The sequence below is a fragment of the Streptomyces sp. NPDC056480 genome (assembly GCF_042795405.1).
Taxonomy (GTDB): Bacteria; Actinomycetota; Actinomycetes; order Streptomycetales; family Streptomycetaceae; genus Streptomyces.
Window position 1 is genome coordinate 1 of sequence record NZ_JBHTSA010000137.1, and the last position, 21301, is coordinate 21301.

A 21301-nucleotide genomic window follows, 5' to 3' on the forward strand; every position below is an offset into this window, starting at 1 on the left:
GCCCATCGCGCAGGGCGGCACCAACGTCTCCGGCGGCCAGCGGCAGCGGCTCGCCATCGCGCGGACACTGGTGCAGGGGCCGGAGATCTATCTCTTCGACGACTCCTTCTCCGCGCTCGACTACGAGACGGACGCCCTGCTCCGGGCCGCGCTCGCCCGGGAGACGGCCGACTCGACCGTCGTGATCGTCGCCCAGCGGGTCTCCACCATCCGGGACGCCGACCGGATCGTCGTCCTCGACGAGGGCCGGGTCGTCGGCACCGGACGGCACCGGGAGCTGATGGCGGACAACGAGACGTACCGGGAGATCGTGCTCTCCCAGCTCACCGAGGCGGAGGCAGCCTGATGGCCGGTCCTGGCGGACGCATGATGGCCGGTGGCGGCCCCGACCAGCGGTCGATGGACTTCAAGGGCTCGGGCAAGCGGCTGCTCAGGCAGCTGGCGCCCGAGCGCGGTGCGCTCTGGGTGATGCTGATCGCCGGTGTGCTGTCGGTGGCGGCCTCGGTGGTCGGCCCGAAGATCCTCGGCAAGGCGACCGACCTCGTCTTCGCGGGTGTCGTCGGGCGGCAGATCGAGGGCGGCACGAAGGCGGAGGCGATCGAGCGGCTGCGCGCCTCGGGCGACTCCGGCATGGCGGACATGCTGAGCGGGGTCGACTTCACGCCGGGGCAGGGGATCGACTTCTCCGCCGTCGGCGAGGTGCTCCTCGTGGTCCTCGGCGTGTACGTGGCGGCGGGCCTGCTGATGCTGGTCTCCACCCGGATGTCGATCAAGGTGATCAACCGGACGGTCTACCGGATGCGGGAGGACGTCCAGACGAAGCTGGCGCGGCTCCCCCTGTCGTACTTCGACAAGGCCAAGCGCGGCGAGGTGCTGTCGCGGGCGACCAACGACATCGACAACATCTCGCAGACCCTCCAGCAGTCGATGGGCCAGCTGATCAACTCGCTGCTCACGATCGTCGGCGTGCTCGCGATGATGTTCTGGATCTCGCCGCTGCTCGCGCTCGTGGCACTGATCACGGTGCCGGTCTCGGTCTTCGTCGCGGCGAAGATCGGCAAGCGCTCGCAGCCGCACTTCGTGCAGCAGTGGAAGACCACGGGCACGCTCAACGCGCACGTGGAGGAGATGTACAGCGGGCACGCCCTGGTGAAGGTCTTCGGCCGGCAGGCGGAGTCCGCGGAGGACTTCCGCGAGCAGAACGAGGCGCTGTACGAGGCCGGGTTCAAGGCGCAGTTCAACAGCGGCGTGATGCAGCCGGTGATGTTCTTCGTCTCGAACATCAACTACGTCCTGGTGGCCGTGGTCGGCGGTCTGCGGGTGGCGAGCGGCACGCTCTCCATCGGCGACGTGCAGGCCTTCATCCAGTACTCGCGCCAGTTCTCGATGCCGCTGACGCAGGTCGCGTCGATGGCGAACCTGGTGCAGTCGGGCGTGGCATCGGCCGAGCGGATCTTCGAGCTGCTCGACGCGGAGGAGCAGGAGCCGGACGCGCCGACCGTTTCGCAGCCTGCGGATCTCAAGGGGAAGGTCGCCCTGGAGGGCGTCTCCTTCCGCTACGAGGCCGACAAGCCGCTCATCGAGGACCTGTCAGTCACGGTGGAACCGGGCCAGACGGTCGCCATCGTCGGCCCGACGGGCGCGGGCAAGACGACCCTGGTGAACCTGCTCATGCGGTTCTACGAGGTCACCGGCGGCCGGATCACCCTCGACGGGGTGGACATCGCCACGATGTCCCGGGAGCGGCTGCGGACCGGGATCGGCATGGTCCTCCAGGACACCTGGCTGTTCGGCGGCACCATCGCGGACAACATCGCGTACGGCGCCACGCGTGCGGTGACCCGGGCGGAGATCGAGGAGGCGGCTCGGGCCGCGCACGCCGACCGGTTCGTCCGCACCCTGCCCGAGGGGTACGACACGGTCATCGACGACGACGGGGCGGGGGTCAGCGCGGGCGAGAAGCAGCTGATCACCATCGCGCGGGCGTTCCTGTCCGACCCGGTGATCCTCGTCCTCGACGAGGCCACCAGCTCGGTCGACACCCGGACCGAGGTCCTGATCCAGAAGGCGATGGCGCGACTGGCCCACGGGCGCACCTCGTTCGTGATCGCGCACCGGCTCTCCACGATCCGGGACGCGGACGTGATCCTGGTGATGGAGAACGGTTCCATCGTCGAACAGGGCACGCACGAGGAGCTGTTGTCGTCCGACGGGGCGTATGCCCGGTTGTACGCGGCGCAGTTCGCGCAGGCGGTCGCGGAGGTCGACTGAACGGGCATGTGACCCGTGCCGCATGATGTGCGGCATGGGTCACATAACCAAGAGTTCCTGGGTGCCGTCGGTCCCCCTGCGGGTGAACGCGGAGGGGGTGGAGCCGGCGGCTCTGCTGCTGGGGGCGGACGGCCGGGTCCGGGGGGACGCGGACATGGTCTTCGAGGGCCAGCCGGTCCATCCGTCGGGTGCGGTTCGCCATGAACAGGCGTCACTGGTCCTCGCGTTGCACGAGGTGGAGGCGGACGTCGAGCGGATCGTGATCGCCGGCGTGGCGGACGGCGGCGCACTGACGGCGCTCGCCCCGGACGGCGCGACCGTCGCCTCGTACGCGGTGCCGGGTTCGCCGGACGCGACCGCCGTCGTCTTCGCGGAGTTCTTCCGGGAGTCGGGCGGCTGGAAGTTCGGCGGGATCGGGAAGGGGTATGGCTCCGGACTCGCCGGACTGGTCACGGAGTTCGGCGTCGAGGTGGCGGAGGCGGAGGAGTCCTCGGAGCCGGCCGCAGCCGGGCCCGTACCGCTGGCGGGTGTGGTGAAGATGCCGGGGCAGGCACCGCCGGCCGACGGGGCGGTGGTCCCCTCCGGTCCGTTCCCGCCCGCCGACGGGGCGGTCGTCGCCTCCGGTCCGTTCCCGCCCGCCGAAGGGGCGGTCGCCCCCGGGGGCCCGTTCCCGCCGCTCGACCGGCCGTACGAGCTCGTCGAGGGCTGGGAGTTCGGCCCGGTCTTCGAGCCGTTCACGATCCTGGGCGACGACGACCAGGTGGTCACCGTGGACGGCCGTGTGCCGCCGGGGCCCGTCCTGGTGGAGGCCGCGCACGAGGACAGGGGCTACTTCGGCGTCTTCCCCCTCGACCGCAGGAACAAGGACGGGGACTACCTCTTCAACACCACGCTCCCGGACTTCACCGGAAGCTCGGTCGTCCCGGCCCCCACGGGCCGTGCCCTGCGGCTGCGCGTACGGGCGGACCGCCGCTGGGTGATGCGGGTGAAGCCCGTCGCCGCGGCGCGCCGGCTCCAAGGGACGCTGCGGGGGTACGGCCCCGAGGCGCTGCTGTACACGGGAGGGGTGGCCGACCTCCAGGTGAACTTCGAGGGCAACGAGGACGGCGGCGGCTACGTCGGCCTCTGGTGCCACGAGGTCGCCGGGCGCACCGGCCTCACGGACCGGCCCACGCTGCTCCTCAACCGCACCCACCCGCTGCGGCGCACCGTCCCGCTCCCGGCGGGTCCGCTGCTGCTGCTGTTCAAGGCCGAAGGCCCGTGGACGCTGACGGTGAAGGAGCTGGACTAGCTCCGGGGTCCTAGTCCAGGTACCCCCGCAGTTGGTCCGCGTAGGCGTGGTCCCGCAGTTTGTTGAGGGTCTTGGACTCGATCTGGCGGATGCGTTCGCGGGTCACGCCGAAGATCCGGCCGATCTCCTCCAGGGTGCGGGGCCTTCCGTCGTCGAGGCCGTAGCGGAGCTGGACGACCTTCCGTTCGCGCTCGCCGAGGGTGGAGAGCACGTCCTCCAGGTGGCGGCGGAGCAGCAGGAAGGCGGCGGACTCGACGGGTGAGGCGGCGTCGCCGTCCTCGATGAGGTCGCCGAGGGCGACGTCGTCCTCCTCGCCGACGGGGGCGTGCAGGGAGACGGGTTCCTGGGCGAGGCGGAGCACCTCGCCGACCCGCTCGGGGGCCACGTCCAGCTGGGCGGCGACCTCCTCGGCGGTGGGTTCGTAGCCGCGTTCCTGGAGCATGCGGCGCTGGACGCGGATGACGCGGTTGATGAGTTCGACGACGTGCACGGGGACGCGGATGGTCCGGGCCTGGTCGGCGAGGGCCCGGGACATCGCCTGGCGGATCCACCAGGTGGCGTACGTGGAGAACTTGTAGCCGCGCGCGTAGTCGAACTTCTCGACGGCCCTGATGAGGCCGAGGTTGCCCTCCTGGACGAGGTCGAGCATGGTCAGGCCGCGGCCCACGTACCGTTTGGCGACGGAGACGACGAGGCGGAGGTTGGCCTCGATGAGCTTGCGTTTGGCGATCCTGCCGAGGACGACGAGCCGGTCCAGGTCGCTCGCCAACCGGGAGTCCAGGTCGGGGGTGTTGGCGAGTTTCTCCTCCGCGAACAGACCCGCCTCGACGCGGCGGGCGAGGTCGACCTCCTCCTCGGCGGTGAGCAGCGGGATGCGGCCGATCTCGCGGAGGTACTGGCGGAAGAGGTCGGAGGAGGGCCCGTTTCCGCCGGGGTCGGGGCGGCGGCGCTGGGGTGGTATCTCCGGCGGCTCGTCCGGTGCGGCGGCGGGCGGTTCCTGGGACACGATCCGGGTCTGCACGGCGGGCGACCTCCAGGGGGGTGATCGCTGCCGGTCCGGGGGCGTAGGGCAGCGGGACGACACCGTTACCCAGTGTGGGGTACGACACAGTGAGCCCACGAGGGGCGTGCGGTGACTTTTTGAGACCGGGACGTGACTGACTGTGCGTCAGAGTGCGGCGGCGCCGTTGTTCCGCAGGGACTGGCCGTACTGGGTGAGGACCCAGAGCTCGTTCTGGACGGCGGCGAGCTGCTCGGGGTCGCCCTGGGCGCCGAGGCGGGCCAGGGTGCCCTGGACCTCGCGGATGCGGCGGTCGACGGCGCGGAGCCGCACGGTGACGAGCTGGTCGCCGGCGTAGGCCTCGTCGACGGTCTTGGCGAAGATCGTCTCGACGGCGAGTTCGGTGACGAGGGCGCGCACGGTGTCGTTGGGCGCGGCCTCGCGGACTGTGTCGAGGTAGTCGGAGGGGGCTCCGGTGGCGCCTCCGGCGTCCTGGACGCACTGGCGGACGGCCGCGTAGGGCGGGGCGGTGAACTCGTCGGCCCCGTAGGCGTCGAAGGCCGGGGAGACGAGCTCGGGGCGCTGGAGGGCGAGCTTGAGGAGTTCGCGCTCGGTGCGGTGGGCGGGGCTGCGCAGGTTGAGCGCGGGGCCGGAGGGGACGGCGGCCGTGGCCGGGGCGCTGGTGTCGTAGCCGCGCTGCTGGGGCTGCTGCTGCGCGGGGCCCTTGCCGCCGCGGTCGCGGGCCCAGCGGGCGAGCTGGGCGACCCGCTTGACGACGAACTGGGTGTCGAGGATGCCGAGCATGCCGGCGAGCTGGACGGCGACCTCGTGCTGGGCGCCGATGTTCTTGATCCGGGCGACGACGGGCGCGGCCTCGTCGAGGGCGGCGGCGCGGCCGGCCGGGGTCTCCAGGTCGTACCGCTTCACGATCTGGCGGAGCGCGAACTCGAAGAGCGGGGTGCGGGGCTGGACGAGGTCGGCGACGGCCTCGTCGCCCTTGGCGAGCCGCAGGTCGCAGGGGTCCATGCCGTCGGGGGCGATGGCGATGTAGGTCTCGGCGGCGAACTTCTGGTCGTCCTCGAAGGCGCGCAGGGCGGCCTTCTGGCCGGCGGCGTCGCCGTCGAAGGTGAAGATGACGCGGGCCGAGCCGTTGTCCATGAGGAGCCGGCGGAGGATCTTGATGTGGTCGCCGCCGAAGGCGGTGCCGCAGGTGGCGATGGCGGTGGTGACGCCGGCCAGGTGGCAGGCCATGACGTCGGTGTAGCCCTCGACGACGACGGCCCGGCTGACCTTGGCGATGTCCTTCTTGGCCAGGTCGATGCCGTAGAGGACCTGGGACTTCTTGTAGATCGGGGTCTCGGGCGTGTTGAGGTACTTGGGCCCGTTGTCGTCGTCGCGGAGCTTGCGCGCGCCGAAGCCGACGATCTCGCCGCCGACGTCCTTGATCGGCCACATGAGGCGGCCGCGGAAGCGGTCGATGGGGCCGCGGCGGCCGTCCTGGGAGAGGCCGGAGAGGATCAGCTCCTTGTCGGAGAAGCCCTTGCCGCGCAGATAGCGGGTGAGGTGGTCCCAGCCGGCCGGGGAGTAGCCGACGCCGAAGTGGGCGGCTGCGGCCTGGTCGAAGCCGCGCTCGGCGAGGAACTTGCGGCCGATCTCGGCCTCGGGCGAGTCGAGTTGCTCGATGTAGAACTGGGCGGCGACCTTGTGCGCCTCGACCAGGCGGATGCGCTCCCCGCGCTGGTGGCCGGGGTTGTAGCCGCCCTCCTCGTACCGCAGGGTGATGCCCGCCTTGGCGGCGAGGCGCTCGACCGTCTCCGAGAAGGAGAGGTGGTCGATCTTCATCACGAAGGCGATGGTGTCGCCGCCCTCCTGGCAGCCGAAGCAGTGGAAGAGTCCCTTGCTGGGGCTGACCTGGAAGGAGGGCGACTTCTCGTCGTGGAAGGGGCAGAGACCCTTGAGGTTTCCGCCGCCCGCGTTGCGGAGCTGGAGGTACTCGGACACGACGGCGTCGATCGGGACCGCGTCCCGGACCGCCTTCACGTCGTCATCGTTGATCCTGCCTGCCACGCATGAAGTCTACGGGTGGGCGGAGGTGATCAGACCAGGCTCTCCAGGGGTACGGAGGCGTCGGCGAGGGCGTCGGGGTCCACGGCCGTACGGGAGCGGATGAGCTGCTGGACGGGATCTGTGACGTCCCACACATTCACGTTCATCCCGGCGAGGACCCGGCCGTCCTTGAGCCAGAAGGCGATGAACTCGCGCTTGCCGGTGTCGCCGCGGACGACGACCTGGTCGTACGTGCCGGGGGGCGCCCAGCCGGAGTACTCCATGCCCAGGTCGTACTGGTCGGAGAAGAAGTAGGGGACGCGGTCGTAGGAGACGCGCTGCCCGAGCATGGCGCGGGCGGCGGCCGGGCCGCCGTTGAGGGCGTTGGCCCAGTGCTCGACGCGGAGCCGGGTGTGGAGCAGCGGGTGGTGGGCGGCGGCCACGTCGCCGGCGGCGTAGACGTCGGGGTCGGAGGTGCGCAGCGACTCGTCGACGGCGATGCCGCCACCGTCGGCGCGGTCGACGAGGGCGAGCCCCGAGTTCTCGGCGAGGGCGGTGCGGGGGGCGGCGCCGATCGCGGCGAGCACGGCGTGCGCCGGGTGCTCCTCGCCGTCGTCGGTGCGGACGGCGAGGACCATGCCGTCCTGGCCGACGATCTCGGTGAGCCGGGCGCCGAAGTGGAAGCGGACGCCGTGGTCGGTGTGCAGGTCGGCGAAGAGCTGCCCGAGCTCGGGGCCGAGGACGCGGTGCAGCGGGGTGGGGTCGGACTCGACGACGGTGACCTCGGCGCCGTAGCCGCGGGCGGCGGCGGCGACCTCGAGGCCGATCCAGCCGGCGCCGGCGATCACCAGGTGGCCGTTGTCGCGGCCGAGGGAGGCGAGGACCTGCCGGAGCCGGTCGGCGTGGGCGAGCCGGCGCAGATGGTGGACGCCGGCCAGCTCGGTGCCGGGGACGTCGAGGCGGCGGGGCTCGGCGCCGGTGGCGAGGAGCAGCTTGTCGTAGCGGATGACGGTGCCGTCGCCGAGGCGCACGGTGCGGGCCTCGCGGTCGACGGCGGTGACGGACTGCCCGAGGTGCAGCTCGATGTCGTGGCCCGCGTACCAGGCGGCCTCGTGGACGAAGACGCTGTCGCGTTCCTTCGCGCCGGTCAGGTACCCCTTGGACAGGGGTGGGCGCTCGTAGGGGTGGTCGCGTTCGTCGCCGATGAGGATCACCCGGCCGTTGAACCCCTCGGCACGCAGGGTCTCCGCCGCTTTGGCCCCTGCCAGGCCCCCGCCGACGATGACAAAGGTCTGATCTGCGTCGACCACGTCGTTTCCTCCTCTTTGCGACCGCTTCCAACCTACGCCCCCGGGCGTTCGTCGGGCCGTACCGCCTCGGGCCGTGCATGCGAGCGTCCCGCACGGAGGGTGGTGACGGAAGAGGGCCGACTCCGGGGAGGCCCGGCGGGGGCCCGGCGGGGGCCCGGCGGGCGGTCAGCCGTGGTGCGGACGGAGACGGGAGTGCAGGGCGCGGGCGGAGGCGTCGGTGAGGGAGGCGATCTGGTCGACGATGACGCGCTTGCGGGCCCGGTCGTCGCGCGCCTGGTCGAAGAGCGAACGGAACTGGGGTTCGAGTCCGTCGGGGGCACGGGCGACGAGGGCCTCGGCGAGTTCGGCGACGACGATGCGCTGGTCGGCGCGGAGGGCCTCCTGCTGGGGGCGCTGCATCACGTACCGGTCGGCGACGGCCTTGAGGACCGCGCACTCGTTGCGGGCCTCCCGGGGGACGACCAGTTCGGCGCCGTAGCGGGTGAGGCGGCCCGAGCCGTACGCCTGCCGGGTGGCGCCCTCGGCGGCGAGGGCGAACCGGCCGATGAGCTGGCTGGTGGCGTCCTTGAGGCGGGCCTGGGCGACGGCCGAGCCGTCGTAGCCGTGTGGCCACCACTCCTGGTCGACGAGCCGGTCGAGGGCCTCGGCGAGCTCCTGCGGGTCGGTGTCCTCGGGGACGTAGCGGCCGATGGCGACGGCGGCGATGTCGGCGCGCTCGGGCTCGGCGAGGAGGAGGTTGGGGTCGATGTGCCCGGCGTGCAGGCCGTCCTCGAAGTCGTGGACCGAGTAGGCCACGTCGTCGGCCCAGTCCATGACCTGGGCCTCGAAGCACTTGCGGTGGCCGGGGGCGCCCTGCCGGATCCACGCGAAGACCGGCAGGTCGTCCTCGTACACGCCGAACTTGGACGAGCCGGGGTCGTCGGGGTGGCCGCCGCGCGGCCACGGGTACTTGGTGGCGGCGTCGAGGGCGGCGCGGGTGAGGTTGAGTCCGACGCTGACGAGCTCCCCTTCGGCGTCCTTCACGAAGCGCTTGGGCTCGATCCGGGTGAGGAGGCGGAGCGACTGGGCGTTCCCCTCGAAGCCGCCGCAGTCCTTGGCGACGTCGTTGAGCGCCTGCTCGCCGTTGTGCCCGAAGGGCGGGTGGCCCATGTCGTGGGAGAGGCAGGCGGCCTCGACGAGGTCGGGGTCGCAGCCGAGGGCGGCGCCGAGCTCCCGGCCGACCTGGGCGCACTCCAGGGAGTGGGTGAGCCGGGTGCGGGGGCTGGCGTCCCAGGCGTGGCCGCGGGTGCCGGGGGTGACGACCTGGGTCTTGCCGGCGAGCCTGCGGAGCGCGGCGGAGTGCAGCACGCGGGCGCGGTCGCGCTGGAAGGCGGTGCGCCCGGGGCGTTTGTCGGGCTCGGCGGCCCAGCGGTCGGTCGCGTCGGCGTCGTAGCCGGGGGTGTCGGTGAGGTCGGTGAGGTCGGTGAGGTCCGGGCTGCCCTTGATGTCTGCGCTGTCCGTGCCGTCTGTGATGCCTTCCATGCATCGAAGGTAACTGGAGGGACCGACAGAAGCGCTCAGACGGTGGCGAGTTCCCGCTCCCGGGTGGTCGCGCGGAGTGCCCTGTCGTAGCGGTGCAGGACCAGGCGGGCGAGGGCCGGGTGGGCGCCGAGGGGGGCGGAGGCGATCCAGGGGGCGTGTGCGGCGGCGCGGCCGGCGAAGAGGCCGGGGGCGGTGAAGCAGGAGGCGACGGCGACCCGGTGGCGGCCCCGGGCGGCCAGGGCGCGGACGGCCTCGGGCACGGTGGGCGCGGCGGCGGAGGCGTACGCGGGGACGACGGGGACGCCTCCGAGCCGCTCGCCGAGCAGGGCGGCGATCCGGCGGAGTTCGGCGCCGGAGCGGGGGTCGCGGGATCCGGCGGAGGCGAGGACGACCCCGGCGGCCCGTGAGGTGCCGTCCTCGGGGGTCCAGCCGGCGTGTGCGAGCCGGTCGGCGAGGGCCTCGACGAGCAGCGGGTGCGCGCCGAGCGGCCCGGCCACACGGGCGCGGAGTCCGGGCACGGCGGCGAGGGCGGCGGGCAGGTCGTGGGTGACGTGGTACCCGGGGGCGAGGAGCAGGGGGACGAGGACGGCGTCGCGGCCCTCGGCGGCGAGCTCCGTCAGGGTGGCGTCCAGGAGCGGGGTGTTCAGCTCGATGTGCGCGAGCCGTACGTCGAGGCCGGGGCGCAGTTCCCCGACCCGTTCGAGGAGGCGGCCGAGGGTGGCCCGGGCGCGGGGGTCGCGGCTGCCGTGGCCGACGGCGACGAGGGTGGGTGCGGGCGGGGTCATCGGCCGGTTCATCGGGGGCGTCATGAGTGCGGCCACGGGGGCGGCCATGGGGGCGACCACGGGTGCGGCCGTGGCCGGTCTCGGCAGCGGGAGGTGGCCGAGCTGCTCGCCGAGCTGCTCGGTGATCCTGCCGAGCAGCTCGGCGGCGGTGGCGTACGTGCTGTCCGGCTCCGTCATGCACCGATCCTGCGGGGCGCAGGTTGCCTGCCCGTTGCACGGGGGTCACGACTGTTTTCCGTGACCTCACGCGCGTGCCCCGGCGGGTGTCAGGCGCGCGTGGCGCAGGCCCCTCGCACCTCCCCTACCCCCTTCCCCGATTCCGAATCACGGAATATCTTTTCCACCATGAGAATGTCCCCGCCCGCTCTCCCCCGACGCGTCGCCGCCGAGTTCATCGGAACCGGCGCCCTCGTCGCCGTCATCGTCGGCTCCGGAATCCGCGCCGACACCCTGAGCCAGGACATCGGCGTCCGGCTGCTCGCCAACGCCGCCGCATCCGCCATCGGTCTCGGACTGCTCATCGCCCTGATCGGTCCCCTCTCCGGCGCCCACTTCAACCCCGTCGTCACCCTCTCCGAGTGGTGGTCCCGACGCCGTACGGGCGGCTCGCACGAGGTCCTCGCCTACATCGCCGCCCAGCTCGCCGGGGCCGTGACGGGCGCGCTGCTCGCCGAGGCGATGTTCGGGCGGGTGCCCGGCGCCTGGGCAACCGAGTCCCGCTCCGATCTCCATCTGCTGCTCGGCGAGGCCGTCGCCACCGCCGGACTCGTCCTCGTCGTCCGGGGCCTGGGCCACATCGGCCGCCCCGGGCTCGCCCCGGTCGCGGTCGCCGGCTACATCGGCGCGGCGATCTGGTTCACCTCCTCCGGGTCCTTCGCCAATCCGGCCGCCACCGTCGGCCGCGCGTTCTCCGACTCCTTCACCGGGATCGCCCCCGGCTCGGTGCCCGCCTTCGCCGCCGCCCAGCTGCTCGGCATGCTGCTCGGGATGGTCCTGGCCGGTGTGTTGTACGGAACACGTGGCGCCGCCGCCGAACCGAATCCCGCCGAAGCGCGTCGGACGGGGTGACGACACGACACCGCGTCCACCCGCCACGGAGGTTCCCGCATGCCGGCACGGCTCACCCGGTTGATCCCGCGCACCACCCGGGCCCGCCGCCGTACCGTGCAGGCCGTGATGCTGGGCGCCGTCCTCGCGCTCACCCCCGTCACCTGGATGCACACCGCCGCCGCCGGGAAGCTCCGTACCACCGCCGACGTGCCCGCCCGGGACGTCGCCGTCGTCTTCGGCGCCGGACTGTGGAAGGGGCGCCCCACCCCGTACCTCGCGCACCGGCTCGACGCGGCCGCCGAGCTGTACCGGACGGGGAAGGTCCGGGTCCTGCTCGTCACCGGCGACAACAGCAGGACCGCGTACGACGAGCCCAGCGCCATGCGCACGTACCTCACGGAGCGCGGGGTGCCGGACGGCCGGATCGTCAGCGACTACGCGGGCTTCGACACCTGGGACTCCTGCGTCCGGGCCCGGAAGGTCTTCGGCGTCGACCGGGCCGTGCTCGTCACCCAGGACTTCCACATCAAGCGGGCCGTCGCGCTGTGCGGGCGGGCCGGCATCGACGCGTACGGCGTCGGGGTCCCCGAACCCCACGACCGCACCTGGTACTACGGCACGACCCGGGAGCTCTTCGCCGCCGGCAAGGCCTCCCTCGACGCCGCGCTCCGGCCCGACCCGCACTTCCTCGGCCCGGAGGAGAAGGGCGTCACCGAGGCGCTGGCCTCACCTCGCGAGCCGTAGCGCACGGAGAGCATGGCACCGCGCCCGTAATCAGCGGTGCCGCCCCGCGTAACACGCCTGACCCACGCTGGCCGCATGTCCGAGGCCACCGCCGTACCCACCCACTGCCCCTACTGCGCCCTGCAGTGCGGCATGTCGCTCCGCCCCACCGGCACACCGGAGCTGCCCGCCGAGGTGGTCGACCGGACCGACTTCCCCGTCAACCGGGGCGCACTGTGCGGCAAGGGCCGCACCGCCCCCGCCGTGCTCTCCTCCCGGGTCAGGCTCACCGAGCCCCTGGTCCGGTGCCCTGACACCGGGGCCCTGGTGCCCGCGTCCTGGGAGGAGGCCCTCGCCGCCGTCGCCGACGGGCTGCGCCGGACCCGCGCCGACCACGGTCCCGATGCCGTGGGGGTCTTCGGCGGCGGCGGCCTCACCAACGAGAAGGCGTACACGCTGGGGAAGTTCGCCCGGCTGGTGCTCGGCACCTCGCAGATCGACTACAACGGGCGCTTCTGCATGTCGTCGGCGGCCGCCGCGCACGGCAGGGCCTTCGGGCTCGACCGGGGGCTGCCGTTCCCGCTGGAGGACATCCCGAAGACCGGCTGCGTGATCCTCGTCGGCTCCAACCTGGCCGAGACCATGCCGCCCGCCCTCCGCTACCTCACCGAGCTCAAGGAGAACGGCGGCAAGCTGATCGTCGTCGATCCGCGCCGCACCCGCACCGCCGAACAGGCCGACCTCCACCTCGCGCCCCGCCCCGGCACCGACCTCGCGCTCGCCCTCGGCATGCTCCACCTCGTCGTGGCCGAAGGACGCGTCGACCAGGAGTTCGTGGCCACGCGCACCTCCGGCTGGGAGGAGGCGCGCGCCGGGGCCATGTCCCACTGGCCCGAGCAGGTCGAGCGCATCACGGGCGTGCCGCTGCCGCTGCTCCGGGAGGCCGTCGCACTGTTCGGCGACGCCGCCACCGGCATGGTCCTGACCGCCCGCGGCCCCGAGCAGCAGTCCAAGGGCACCGACACCGTCGGCGCCTGGATCAACCTCTGCCTGGCCACCGGGAAGGCGGGCCGGCCCCTCAGCGGCTACGGCTGCCTCACCGGCCAGGGAAACGGCCAGGGCGGCCGCGAGCACGGCCAGAAGGCCGACCAGCTCCCCGGCTACCGCAAGCTCGACGACCCGGCCGCACGCGCGCACGTGGCCGGGGTCTGGGGGGTGCCCCCCGAGTCGCTGCCGGGGCCGGGACGGAGCGCCTACGAACTCCTCGACGCGCTCGGCGGCGACGTGCGGGCCCTGCTCCTCATGGGCTCCAACCCGGTCGTCTCCGCGCCCCGCGCCGCGCACGTCGAGGGACGGCTCCGCTCGCTCGGCTTCCTCGCCGTCGCCGACGTGGTGCTCTCCGAGACCGCCGCGCTCGCCGACGTCGTGCTGCCCGTCACCCAGTGGGCGGAGGAGACCGGCACCATGACCAACCTGGAGGGGCGGGTGCTGCTCCGCCGGCGCGCCCTCACCCCGCCCGCGGGAGTACGCAGCGACCTGGAGGTGCTGCACGCGCTCGCCGGGCTCCTCGGCTGGGAGAAGGGCTTCCCCGCCGAGGCCGAGGAGGTCTTCGACGAGCTGCGCCGGGCCTCGGCCGGCGGTCCGGCCGACTACTCGGGCATCAGCTACCGCCGGATCGAGGAGGAACAGGGCGTGTTCTGGCCCTGCCCGGAGACCGGCGTGGGCGAGGCCGACCACACGGGCACCCCGCGCCTCTTCCTCGACCGGTTCGCGACGCCCGACGGGCGGGCCAGGTTCGTGCCGGTGGTGCACCGGGCCGCGGCCGAGGAGACGGACGCCGAGTACCCCGTCGTCCTCACCACCGGGCGGGTCGTGTCCCAGTACCAGTCGGGCGCGCAGACCCGGCGGGTCGACGAGCTGAACGCGGCGGCCCCCGGCCCCTTCGTGGAGCTCCATCCCCGCGTCGCCGAGCGGCTCGGGGTGACCGAGGGCGAGCGGATCGCCGTGGTCTCGCGGCGCGGCCGGGCCGTCGCACCGGCCCGGATCACCACGGCCATCCGGCCGGACACCGTCTTCATGCCGTTCCACTGGGCGGGCGAGGGCCGGGCCAACACCCTGGTGAACCCGGCACTCGACCCGGTCTCCCGGATGCCCGAGTTCAAGGTGTGCGCGGTCCGTCTGGAGCGCGCCGGGAGCGACGGCCGGGCCCCCTCCGGAGGAGCGCCGGCGGCCCGCGGGCCGGGCGCGGCTCCCCCGGACCCGGTGGACGCCCCCGTACTCCCCCGGGAGTAATCGCCGCGGCGCACCGCCCCCGGCAGTACCCCCCGACTCGGCCGTCAGCGCGACGCGACGCCCTCCGCGCGACGGGACTCTGGGATCGACCCGAAGAGGATCGATGAAGGGGGGCCCCGATGGAGGGCCGTAAGAGGATCGTCGGCTGGGGGGTGCTGGCCCTGTGGGTGATCGTGCTCGCCCTCGCCGCACCGCTCGCCGGAAGACTCGGCGACGTACAGCGCGACCGCGCCGTCGACTACCTGCCCGCGAGCGCCGACTCGACGCAGGTCGCGAACATCATGGAGCAGATGCCCGGCGGCGGCTCCACCGACCTCGTGCTCGTCTACCACCGTGACGGCGGGCTGACCGCCGCCGACCGGGCCACCGCCGACCGGGAAGTACGGCAGGTCGCCGCCGAGCACCCGCTCGCCTCGCCGCCGCGTGCCGTCCCCTCCGAGGACGGCAGCACCCTCCTGTACGCCGTGTCGAGCACGGAGCCCGGCCAGGACGAGGTGGCCAGGGACGCCTTCGTCCACGACGTCCGCGCGGCCGTGAGCGGCGAGGTCGGCGGCCCCGGCGCGCTCGCCACGGACGCGGGCGAGGTCTACAACTCGCTCGACGGCCCGCTCCTCTACACGACCGTCGCCGTCGTCGCGATCCTCCTGATCGTCATCTACCGCAGCCCGTTCCTCTGGCTCGTCCCGCTGGCCGTCGCCGGTGTCGCCGACTTCCTCTCCATGGCCGTCACCTACGCCCTGCACCAGGGCTTCGACATCAGCGTCTCCGGCCAGAGCACCGGGGTCATGACGATCCTCGTCTTCGGCGCGGGCACCGACTACGCGCTGCTGCTCGTCTCCCGCTACCGCGAGGAACTGCGCCGCGTCCCCCGCCCGTACGACGCCATGGCCGCCGCGCTGCGCGGCTGCGGCCCCGCCGTCCTCGCGTCCTCCGGCACCGTCGCGCTCGGCATGCTCTGCCTGCTCGCCGCCGACATGAACAGCAGCCGGGGCATGGGGCCCACGGCCGCCGTCGGTGTCCTCTGCGCGCTGATCGCGATGATGACGCTGCTCCCCGCTCTGCTCGTCGTCCTCGGGCGCCGGGTGTTCTGGCCGCTGATCCCGACGTACGGCAGCGAGCCGAAGGCCGCCCGCCGTTCGCTCTTCGCCGCCATGGGCTCCTCCGCCGGACGGCGCCCGCTCGCCGTCCTCCTCGCGGGCGCCGCCGCCCTGGCCGCGCTGGCGCTCGGCGCGCTGAACCTGCCCGGAGCCCTCAAGCAGGAGGACACCTTCAGCTCCACCCCCGAGGCGGTCGCCGCGATGAGGACGCTGGCCGCCGCGTACCCGGAGACGGGAACCCAGCCCGTCACCGTGGTCGCCCCGACGGGCCGGGTGCCCGAGGCGCTGCGCACCGCGCTCGCGACCGACGGCGTCGCGAAGGCCGAACGCGGCCGCAGCAGCGACGGCTGGACGGAGATCTCCGTCATCGCCGCGCACCCGCCGCAGTCCGCCGCCGAGACCGCCACCATCGAGGCGCTGCGGACCGCGCTCGGCGACGGGGTGTACGTCGGCGGGCCCAGCGCGGAACAGCTCGACATGGCCGACACCAGCGCCCGCGACCGGAACATCGTCGTCCCGCTCGTCATCGTCGTCGTCCTGCTCGTGCTGATCGTGCTGCTGCGCAGCCTCGTCGCCCCGCTGATCCTGATCGCCGCCGTGGTCGCCGTCTGGGGCGCGGCCCTCGGCATCGGCGGCCTCGTCTTCGAGGGCCTCTTCGGCTTCGGGGGCACCGACCCCGGCCTCGCCCTGCTCTCCTTCGTCTTCCTCGTCGCCCTCGGCGTCGACTACGGCATCTTCCTGATGCACCGGATGCGTGAGGAGTGCCTGACGGGAACGGAGCCGGGTGCCGCGGCGCTCACGGCCCTGCGGACGACCGGCGGGGTGATCGCCTCGGCGGGACTCGTCCTCGCCGCGACCTTCGCGGTGCTCGTCAACATGCCGATGGTGCAACTGGCCGAGCTCGGCTTCGTGATCGCGGTCGGTGTCCTGCTCGACACCTTCCTCGTCCGCACCTACCTCGTCACGAGCGCGAGCGTGCTGCTCGGCCGGAAGGTGTGGTGGCCGGGGCCGCTGGCCAGGAGGCCCGTGCCGGCGGCGGGTCCGGAGTCCGAGCGGGAGCCCGTACGGGTCTGATCAGGAGCGGTCGAGGGGCTCCACGCACTGTCAGGAGCCCCTCTCCACGGGGAGGATGGACACCATGGACTTCGCAGCGGCCTTCACCCGGGACCCCCGGACGGCGCCGGACCCGGTGCGGCGCGACGCGGCGGCCGCCGCCGTCTTCGCGGTGCTCGCCGCGGTGCTCGCCCTCACCGTCGACGACGGCCGCCGCCCGGACGCCCTCGGCTGGGCCCTGCTGCTCGCCGCGCACGTCCCACTGGCCTGGCGGCGCAGGGCGCCCCTGCCGGTGCTGCTCGCCGTGGTGGCCGTCGTCGCCCCGTACCACGGGCTCGACTACATGCATCTGGCGCCCATTCCGGCCTCGATGACCGCGCTCTACACGGTCGCCTCCACCGGCCGGCCGATGCGCACGGTGATCGTGGGGCTCTCGGTCACCTCCGTCACCCTCACGATGCAGCTCTTCGTCAACCCGCACGAGGTGGTGGAGCTGCTGCGGGTCTCCGGCTGGGTGATCGCGATGCTGGTCTTCGGCGCGAGCATCCGGCTCCACCGGCAGCTGGTGGCGGGCGTGGTGGAGCGGGCGGAGCACGAGGCCGAGCGGAAGGTCACCGAGGAGCGGCTGCGCATCGCCAGGGACCTGCACGACCTCCTCGCCCACTCGATCACCCTCATCGGGGTGCAGACGTCGGTCGCCGCGCACGTCCTGGTCGCCGCCCCGGACCGGCTCGACCGGGAGGCGCTCGTCCAGGCGCTCGACGGCATAGCCGAGACCTGCCGGGAGGCACGCTCCGAGGTGCGCACCACGCTGGACGTGCTGCGGGCCGCGCCGGAGGGCCCGCTGCCCGACCTCGCCTCGCTGCCCGACCTCGTGCGGTCCTCGGGCGCGGCCCTCTCGGTGCGGACGGCGGCGGCGAAGATCCCGGCGGCCGTGGGCGCGGCGGCGTACCGGATCGTGCAGGAGTCCCTGACCAATGCCGTGCGGCACGGCGGTCCGGGCGCGGACGTGCGGGTCGATGTCGGGCTCGAGAAGGAGGTGTTGACGGTACGGGTGACCAACGGCGGTGCCGTGCCGGGCGGAACGAGCGGCTCCGGCTACGGGATCCTGGGGATGCGGGAGCGGGCGAGGAGCGTGGGCGGCACACTGAGCGCGGGCCCGCGCGACGGCGGGGGCTTCGAGGTCGAGGCGGCGCTGCCGCTCTCGGCGAGAGAGGTGGCGGTGTGATCCGGGTGCTGCTGGCGGACGATCAGGCCCTCGTCCGGGCGTCGTTCGCGATGCTGGTCGGCTCGGCGCCGGACATGGAGGTCGTGGGCCAGGCGGCCAACGGCCGGGAGGCGGTCGAGCTGGCCCGTTCGTCGCGGGCCGATCTGGTGGTCATGGACGTCCGGATGCCCGAGCTCGACGGGATCGGCGCGACCCGGCTGATCGCCGCCGACGAGGACCTGGCCGGGGTCAAGGTGCTGGTCCTCACCACGTACGACACCGACGAGCACGTCATGCAGGCGCTGCGGGCCGGCGCGTCGGGCTTCGTCGTCAAGGACATCCTCCCGGCGGAACTCCTCACCGCGATCCGTACGGTCGCGGCGGGCGAGGCCCTGCTGTCGCCGGGTCCGACGTCCCGGCTGATCGCCCGGGCGCTGGCCGCGCCGGAGCCCCTGACGACGGGCGGCCCCGAGGGGCTCTCGGACCGGGAGCGCCAGGTGCTGACACTGACGGGCCGGGGCCTGAACAACACCGAGATCGCGGAGTCGCTGGGACTCTCGCCGCTCACGGCGAAGACCCATGTCAGCCGGATCATGGGGAAGCTGTCGGCACGGGACCGGGCCCAGCTGGTCATCATCGCCTACGAGTCGGGCCTGGTGAGCCCGGGCCGCTGAGCCGCCGGACGGGCCCTACGGCCGGTCGAACCAGTCGCCGCTCTCGATGACCGCGCCGAGGGGCGCGTCCGGCGCCGCCAGGAACACCCACGCCGACACCCGCGCGCCGTCCCGTACCCGGACGACGTCCATCGCCACCCGCTCGTACCCGACGGGCAGCTCCAGGCGGTCGAGCAGACCGAACAGCTCGCCGTAGGCGCCGGGCGCGGGAGTGAGCAGGGTGCCGACCACCCGGCCCCCGTCCGCCGGGACGACGTACGGATAGCCGGGCCCGTCGTACAGGACCGCCCCGTGCAGCACGGCGTCCGCCTCGGTGCCGATCCGGCCGGAGAGGAACCGGTCGTGGTTGTACGCGCCCGGGCGCAGCGTCCCGTACACGAAGAACGGCCGTTCGTCGTGGGCCGGGCCCTCGATCTCCTGGACCGCGGAGGTCTCCCGCTCGACCCAGCGGGCGTACCCCTCGCTCACCCGGGTCACCCGGGTGGCGAGGATCTCGGGCGTCTCGTAGTCGTGGGCGGCGAGGAGGTGGGCCTCCAGGGCCGGGTAGCGGGCCTCGGTGGTCTTGAAGACCACCTCCCACTCCTCGGTGGTCTCGATCGCGCCCTGCCAGTGGTAGACGGACGTGACGGGCGCCGAGATCTGCGCGCAGGCGACGAGCCGGGCCTCGACGGCGCCGCGCGCCAGGGCGTCTGCCTTGGCGCGCGCGTCGGTGGTGGTGCGGACGGTGACGATCACGTCTCCACCGTACGGGCGAACTGGGCCGCGTGCAGCCGGGCGTACGCTCCCCCGGCGGCGAGGAGTTCCTCGTGGCTGCCCTGCTCGGCGATCGAGCCGCCGTCCATCACCAGGATGGTGTCCGCGTCCCGGATCGTGGAGAGCCGGTGGGCGACGACGAAGCTGGTGCGGCCCGTCCGGAGGGAGGCCATCGCCTCCTGCACCAGGAGTTCGGTCCGGGTGTCGACGGAGCTGGTGGCCTCGTCGAGGACGAGGATGACCGGGTCCGAGAGGAAGGCGCGGGCGAGGGTGACGAGCTGCTTCTCGCCGGCGCTGAGGCCGCCGCCGTCCTCGTCGAGGACGGTGTCGTACCCGGCGGGCAGGGTGCGGACGAACCGGTCGGCGTGCGCGGCCCTGGCCGCCTCGACGATCCGCTCGCGCGAGACCTCGCCGGGCACCCCGTACGCGATGTTGTCGGCGATGGTGCCGCCGAAGAGCCAGGTGTCCTGGAGGACCATGCCGATGCCGGAGCGCAGCTCCTCCCGGGTCATCGCCGCCGTGTCGACGCCGTCCAGGGTGATCCGGCCGCCGGTCACCTCGTGGAACCGGAGGAGCAGGTTGACCAGGGTCGTCTTGCCCGCCCCGGTGGGGCCGACGATGGCGACGGTCCGGCCGGGCTCCACGGTGAGGGACAGGTCCTCGATGAGCGGTTTGCCCGGCTCGTAGCGGAAGGCGACCTTCTCGAAGGAGACCCGGCCCCGGAGCGCCTCCGGCCTCTTCGGCTCGGCCGGGTCCGGGTCCTCCTCCTCCGCGTCGAGGAGGTCGAAGACCCGCTCGGCGGAGGCCACTCCGGACTGGAGGAGGTTGGCCATGGCGGCGACCTGGGTGATCGGGCCGTTGAAGTCGTACGAGTACTGGATGAAGGCCTGGACGTCGCCGACGGACAGCGTGCCGCTCGCCACCCGCAGACCGCCGACCACGGCGATGACCACGTAGTTCAGGTTGCCGACGAAGGTCAGGGCGGGCTGGATGAACCCGGACACGAACTGGGCCCGGAAGCTCGCCCGGTACAGCTCCTCGCCCAGCTCGTCGAAGCGGCGCACGGCCTCCTCGCGGCGGCCGAAGACGACGACCTCGGTGTGGCCGGTGATCATCTCCTCCACGTGGCTGCCGAGCCGGCCGGTGACCGCCCACTGCTTCACGAACTGCGGCTGGGCGCGGCGGCCGACGAAGCCGGCGACGACGATCGAGACGGGCACGGTGGCGAGGGCGACGAGGGCCAGCACCGGAGAGACCCAGAACATCATCGCGAGGACGCCGACCAGGGTCAGCAGGGCGCGGACCATCTGGCTGAAGGCCTGCTGGAGGGTCTGGGTGATGTTGTCGATGTCGTTGGTGGTGCGGGAGAGGACCTCGCCGCGCGGCTGCCGGTCGAAGTAGCCGAGGGGCAGCCTCGCCAGCTTGTGCTGGGCCTCTTCGCGGAGCCGGTGACCGGCCCGCTGGACGACCGTGGTGGCGATCCGTAACTGCACCCAGGTGAAGAGGGAGGACCCGGCGACGACCAGGGCGGAGAGGGCGAGGAGCCGGCCGACGGCCCGGAAGTCGACCCCGGCCGGGCCGGTTGCGCCGGTGATGACGAGGTCGGTGGCGCGGCCGAGGAGGAGGGGGTTGAGGACGGTGAGGGCGACGCCCGTGGCGCCTGCGGCGAGGAGGCCGAGGAGCGGGGCCCGGTCGGGGGCGAGGGTGCGGAGCAGGCGGAGGCCGGAGGCCCGGAAGGAGAGGGAGCGTTCGACACCGGGCGCGGCGGGGAGGCCGGGGCCGCGCTGCGCGGAGGAGGGGCCGGAGCGGGCGGGGACGGTGCGGGCTCCTTCCCCGGGTCCGGTCGGTGTGTCCTTCGTGGCGCGGCTCTCCGTGGCCGTACTCATGCGGCTTCCTCCTCGGTGAGCTGGGAGAGGACGATCTCCCGGTAGGTGGGGTTGTCCCGCATCAGGGACGTGTGGGTGCCGGTGCCGACGTTCCGGCCCCGGTCGAGGACGACGATCCGGTCGGCCTGCCGGATGGTGGAGACCCGCTGGGCGACGATCACGACGGTGGCGTCCGCCGTCTCCTCCTTCAGGGCGGCGCGGAGCCGGGCGTCGGTCCGGGGGTCGAGGGCGGAGAAGGAGTCGTCGAAGAGGTAGAGGCGGGGTCGGGCGACGAGGACCCGGGCGATGGCGAGCCGCTGCCGCTGGCCGCCGGAGAAGTTGGTGCCACCCTGGGAGACGGGT

Annotated in this window: 17 protein-coding genes; 9 read left to right on the top strand and 8 right to left on the bottom strand. The window is 73.3% G+C overall.

All coding sequences use genetic code 11. The features are described from left to right. The 3 genes from ACFQ79_RS35305 to ACFQ79_RS35315 all read left to right on the top strand — a co-directional run. On the top strand, nt 1–346 hold a 346-nt coding region (locus tag ACFQ79_RS35305; RefSeq protein ID WP_383591012.1), incomplete at its 5' end, for an ATP-binding cassette domain-containing protein. Then, nucleotides 346–2271, top strand: coding sequence for an ABC transporter ATP-binding protein (locus ACFQ79_RS35310; RefSeq protein WP_383591014.1), 1926 nt, complete (start codon nt 346–348; stop codon nt 2269–2271). The genes ACFQ79_RS35305 and ACFQ79_RS35310, both read left to right, overlap by 1 nt. 34 nt (nt 2272–2305) lie before the next feature. Continuing rightward, nucleotides 2306–3562 carry a TerD family protein gene (locus tag ACFQ79_RS35315; RefSeq protein ID WP_383591016.1) on the top strand — a complete coding sequence of 419 codons (1257 nt, stop codon included), beginning with the start codon at nt 2306–2308 and terminating at the stop codon, nt 3560–3562. Between the two features lie 10 nt (nt 3563–3572). Here the strand turns inward: ACFQ79_RS35315 and ACFQ79_RS35320 are convergent, their stop codons facing one another. The 5 genes from ACFQ79_RS35320 to ACFQ79_RS35340 form a co-directional block, all read right to left on the bottom strand. After that, the gene (locus ACFQ79_RS35320; protein ID WP_266965744.1) at nt 3573–4583 is read right to left on the bottom strand and encodes an RNA polymerase sigma factor; all 1011 of its coding nucleotides are present in this window, start codon (nt 4581–4583) and stop codon (nt 3573–3575) included. A 147-nt stretch (nt 4584–4730) separates the two neighbouring features. After that, nucleotides 4731–6629, bottom strand: coding sequence for a DNA primase (gene dnaG, locus ACFQ79_RS35325; RefSeq protein WP_383591018.1), 1899 nt, complete (start codon nt 6627–6629; stop codon nt 4731–4733). A 29-nt stretch (nt 6630–6658) separates the two neighbouring features. Then, nucleotides 6659–7918 (bottom strand): NAD(P)/FAD-dependent oxidoreductase, encoded by a 1260-nt coding sequence (locus ACFQ79_RS35330; protein ID WP_383591021.1) that lies wholly within the window; start codon nt 7916–7918, stop codon nt 6659–6661. 165 nt (nt 7919–8083) lie between these two features. Beyond that, the gene (locus tag ACFQ79_RS35335) at nt 8084–9439 is read right to left on the bottom strand and encodes a deoxyguanosinetriphosphate triphosphohydrolase (RefSeq protein ID WP_383591024.1); all 1356 of its coding nucleotides are present in this window, start codon (nt 9437–9439) and stop codon (nt 8084–8086) included. A 35-nt stretch (nt 9440–9474) separates the two neighbouring features. Next, nucleotides 9475–10401 carry a sirohydrochlorin chelatase gene (locus tag ACFQ79_RS35340; RefSeq protein WP_383591027.1) on the bottom strand — a complete coding sequence of 309 codons (927 nt, stop codon included), beginning with the start codon at nt 10399–10401 and terminating at the stop codon, nt 9475–9477. Nucleotides 10402–10569: 168 nt separating this feature from the next. Here ACFQ79_RS35340 and ACFQ79_RS35345 point away from each other — a divergent pair, with 168 nt between their 5' ends. The 6 genes from ACFQ79_RS35345 to ACFQ79_RS35370 all read left to right on the top strand — a co-directional run bounded on the left by ACFQ79_RS35345 (nt 10570) and on the right by ACFQ79_RS35370 (nt 18320). Continuing rightward, on the top strand, nt 10570–11292 hold the full coding sequence (locus ACFQ79_RS35345; protein WP_383591030.1) for an aquaporin: 723 nt from the start codon (nt 10570–10572) through the stop codon (nt 11290–11292). A gap of 39 nt (nt 11293–11331) precedes the next feature. Further along, nucleotides 11332–12018, top strand: coding sequence for a vancomycin high temperature exclusion protein (locus ACFQ79_RS35350; protein WP_383591032.1), 687 nt, complete (start codon nt 11332–11334; stop codon nt 12016–12018). A gap of 75 nt (nt 12019–12093) precedes the next feature. Beyond that, nucleotides 12094–14289: a molybdopterin oxidoreductase family protein gene (locus ACFQ79_RS35355; RefSeq protein WP_383591035.1), complete on the top strand. Its 2196-nt coding sequence runs from the start codon at nt 12094–12096 to the stop codon at nt 14287–14289. 119 nt (nt 14290–14408) lie between these two features. After that, nucleotides 14409–16460 (top strand): MMPL family transporter, encoded by a 2052-nt coding sequence (locus ACFQ79_RS35360; RefSeq protein WP_383591038.1) that lies wholly within the window; start codon nt 14409–14411, stop codon nt 16458–16460. A 64-nt stretch (nt 16461–16524) separates the two neighbouring features. Then, nucleotides 16525–17667 (top strand): sensor histidine kinase, encoded by a 1143-nt coding sequence (locus ACFQ79_RS35365; RefSeq protein WP_383591041.1) that lies wholly within the window; start codon nt 16525–16527, stop codon nt 17665–17667. Further along, nucleotides 17664–18320, top strand: coding sequence for a response regulator (locus tag ACFQ79_RS35370; RefSeq protein ID WP_383591044.1), 657 nt, complete (start codon nt 17664–17666; stop codon nt 18318–18320). Before ACFQ79_RS35365 ends, ACFQ79_RS35370 begins: the two co-directional genes overlap by 4 nt. A 15-nt stretch (nt 18321–18335) precedes the next feature. Here ACFQ79_RS35370 and cutA read toward each other — a convergent pair whose 3' ends face one another. The 3 genes from cutA to ACFQ79_RS35385 form a co-directional block, all read right to left on the bottom strand. Beyond that, nucleotides 18336–19055, bottom strand: coding sequence for a divalent cation tolerance protein CutA (gene cutA / locus ACFQ79_RS35375; protein WP_383591047.1), 720 nt, complete (start codon nt 19053–19055; stop codon nt 18336–18338). Then, a complete protein-coding gene (locus ACFQ79_RS35380) occupies nt 19052–20959 on the bottom strand; it encodes an ABC transporter ATP-binding protein (RefSeq protein WP_383591050.1) in 1908 nt (635 codons plus the stop codon). Before ACFQ79_RS35380 ends, cutA begins: the two co-directional genes overlap by 4 nt. Beyond that, the coding region (locus ACFQ79_RS35385) for an ATP-binding cassette domain-containing protein (RefSeq protein ID WP_383591053.1) at nt 20956–21301 on the bottom strand (346 nt) is incomplete at its 5' end. The genes ACFQ79_RS35380 and ACFQ79_RS35385, both read right to left, overlap by 4 nt.

What these genes read in the sequence shown, in the direction of transcription:
- ACFQ79_RS35335 (WP_383591024.1), bottom strand. Translation starts at nt 9,439, where the DNA reads ATGGAAGGCATCACAGACGGCACGGACAGCGCAGACATCAAGGGCAGC.
- ACFQ79_RS35380 (WP_383591050.1), bottom strand. Translation starts at nt 20,959, where the DNA reads ATGAGTACGGCCACGGAGAGCCGCGCCACGAAGGACACACCGACCGGA.
- ACFQ79_RS35340 (WP_383591027.1), bottom strand. Translation starts at nt 10,401, where the DNA reads ATGACGGAGCCGGACAGCACGTACGCCACCGCCGCCGAGCTGCTCGGC.
- ACFQ79_RS35365 (WP_383591041.1), top strand. Translation starts at nt 16,525, where the DNA reads ATGGACTTCGCAGCGGCCTTCACCCGGGACCCCCGGACGGCGCCGGAC.
- ACFQ79_RS35360 (WP_383591038.1), top strand. Translation starts at nt 14,409, where the DNA reads ATGGAGGGCCGTAAGAGGATCGTCGGCTGGGGGGTGCTGGCCCTGTGG.
- ACFQ79_RS35310 (WP_383591014.1), top strand. Translation starts at nt 346, where the DNA reads ATGGCCGGTCCTGGCGGACGCATGATGGCCGGTGGCGGCCCCGACCAG.
- ACFQ79_RS35350 (WP_383591032.1), top strand. Translation starts at nt 11,332, where the DNA reads ATGCCGGCACGGCTCACCCGGTTGATCCCGCGCACCACCCGGGCCCGC.
- ACFQ79_RS35315 (WP_383591016.1), top strand. Translation starts at nt 2,306, where the DNA reads ATGGGTCACATAACCAAGAGTTCCTGGGTGCCGTCGGTCCCCCTGCGG.
- ACFQ79_RS35355 (WP_383591035.1), top strand. Translation starts at nt 12,094, where the DNA reads ATGTCCGAGGCCACCGCCGTACCCACCCACTGCCCCTACTGCGCCCTG.
- ACFQ79_RS35345 (WP_383591030.1), top strand. Translation starts at nt 10,570, where the DNA reads ATGAGAATGTCCCCGCCCGCTCTCCCCCGACGCGTCGCCGCCGAGTTC.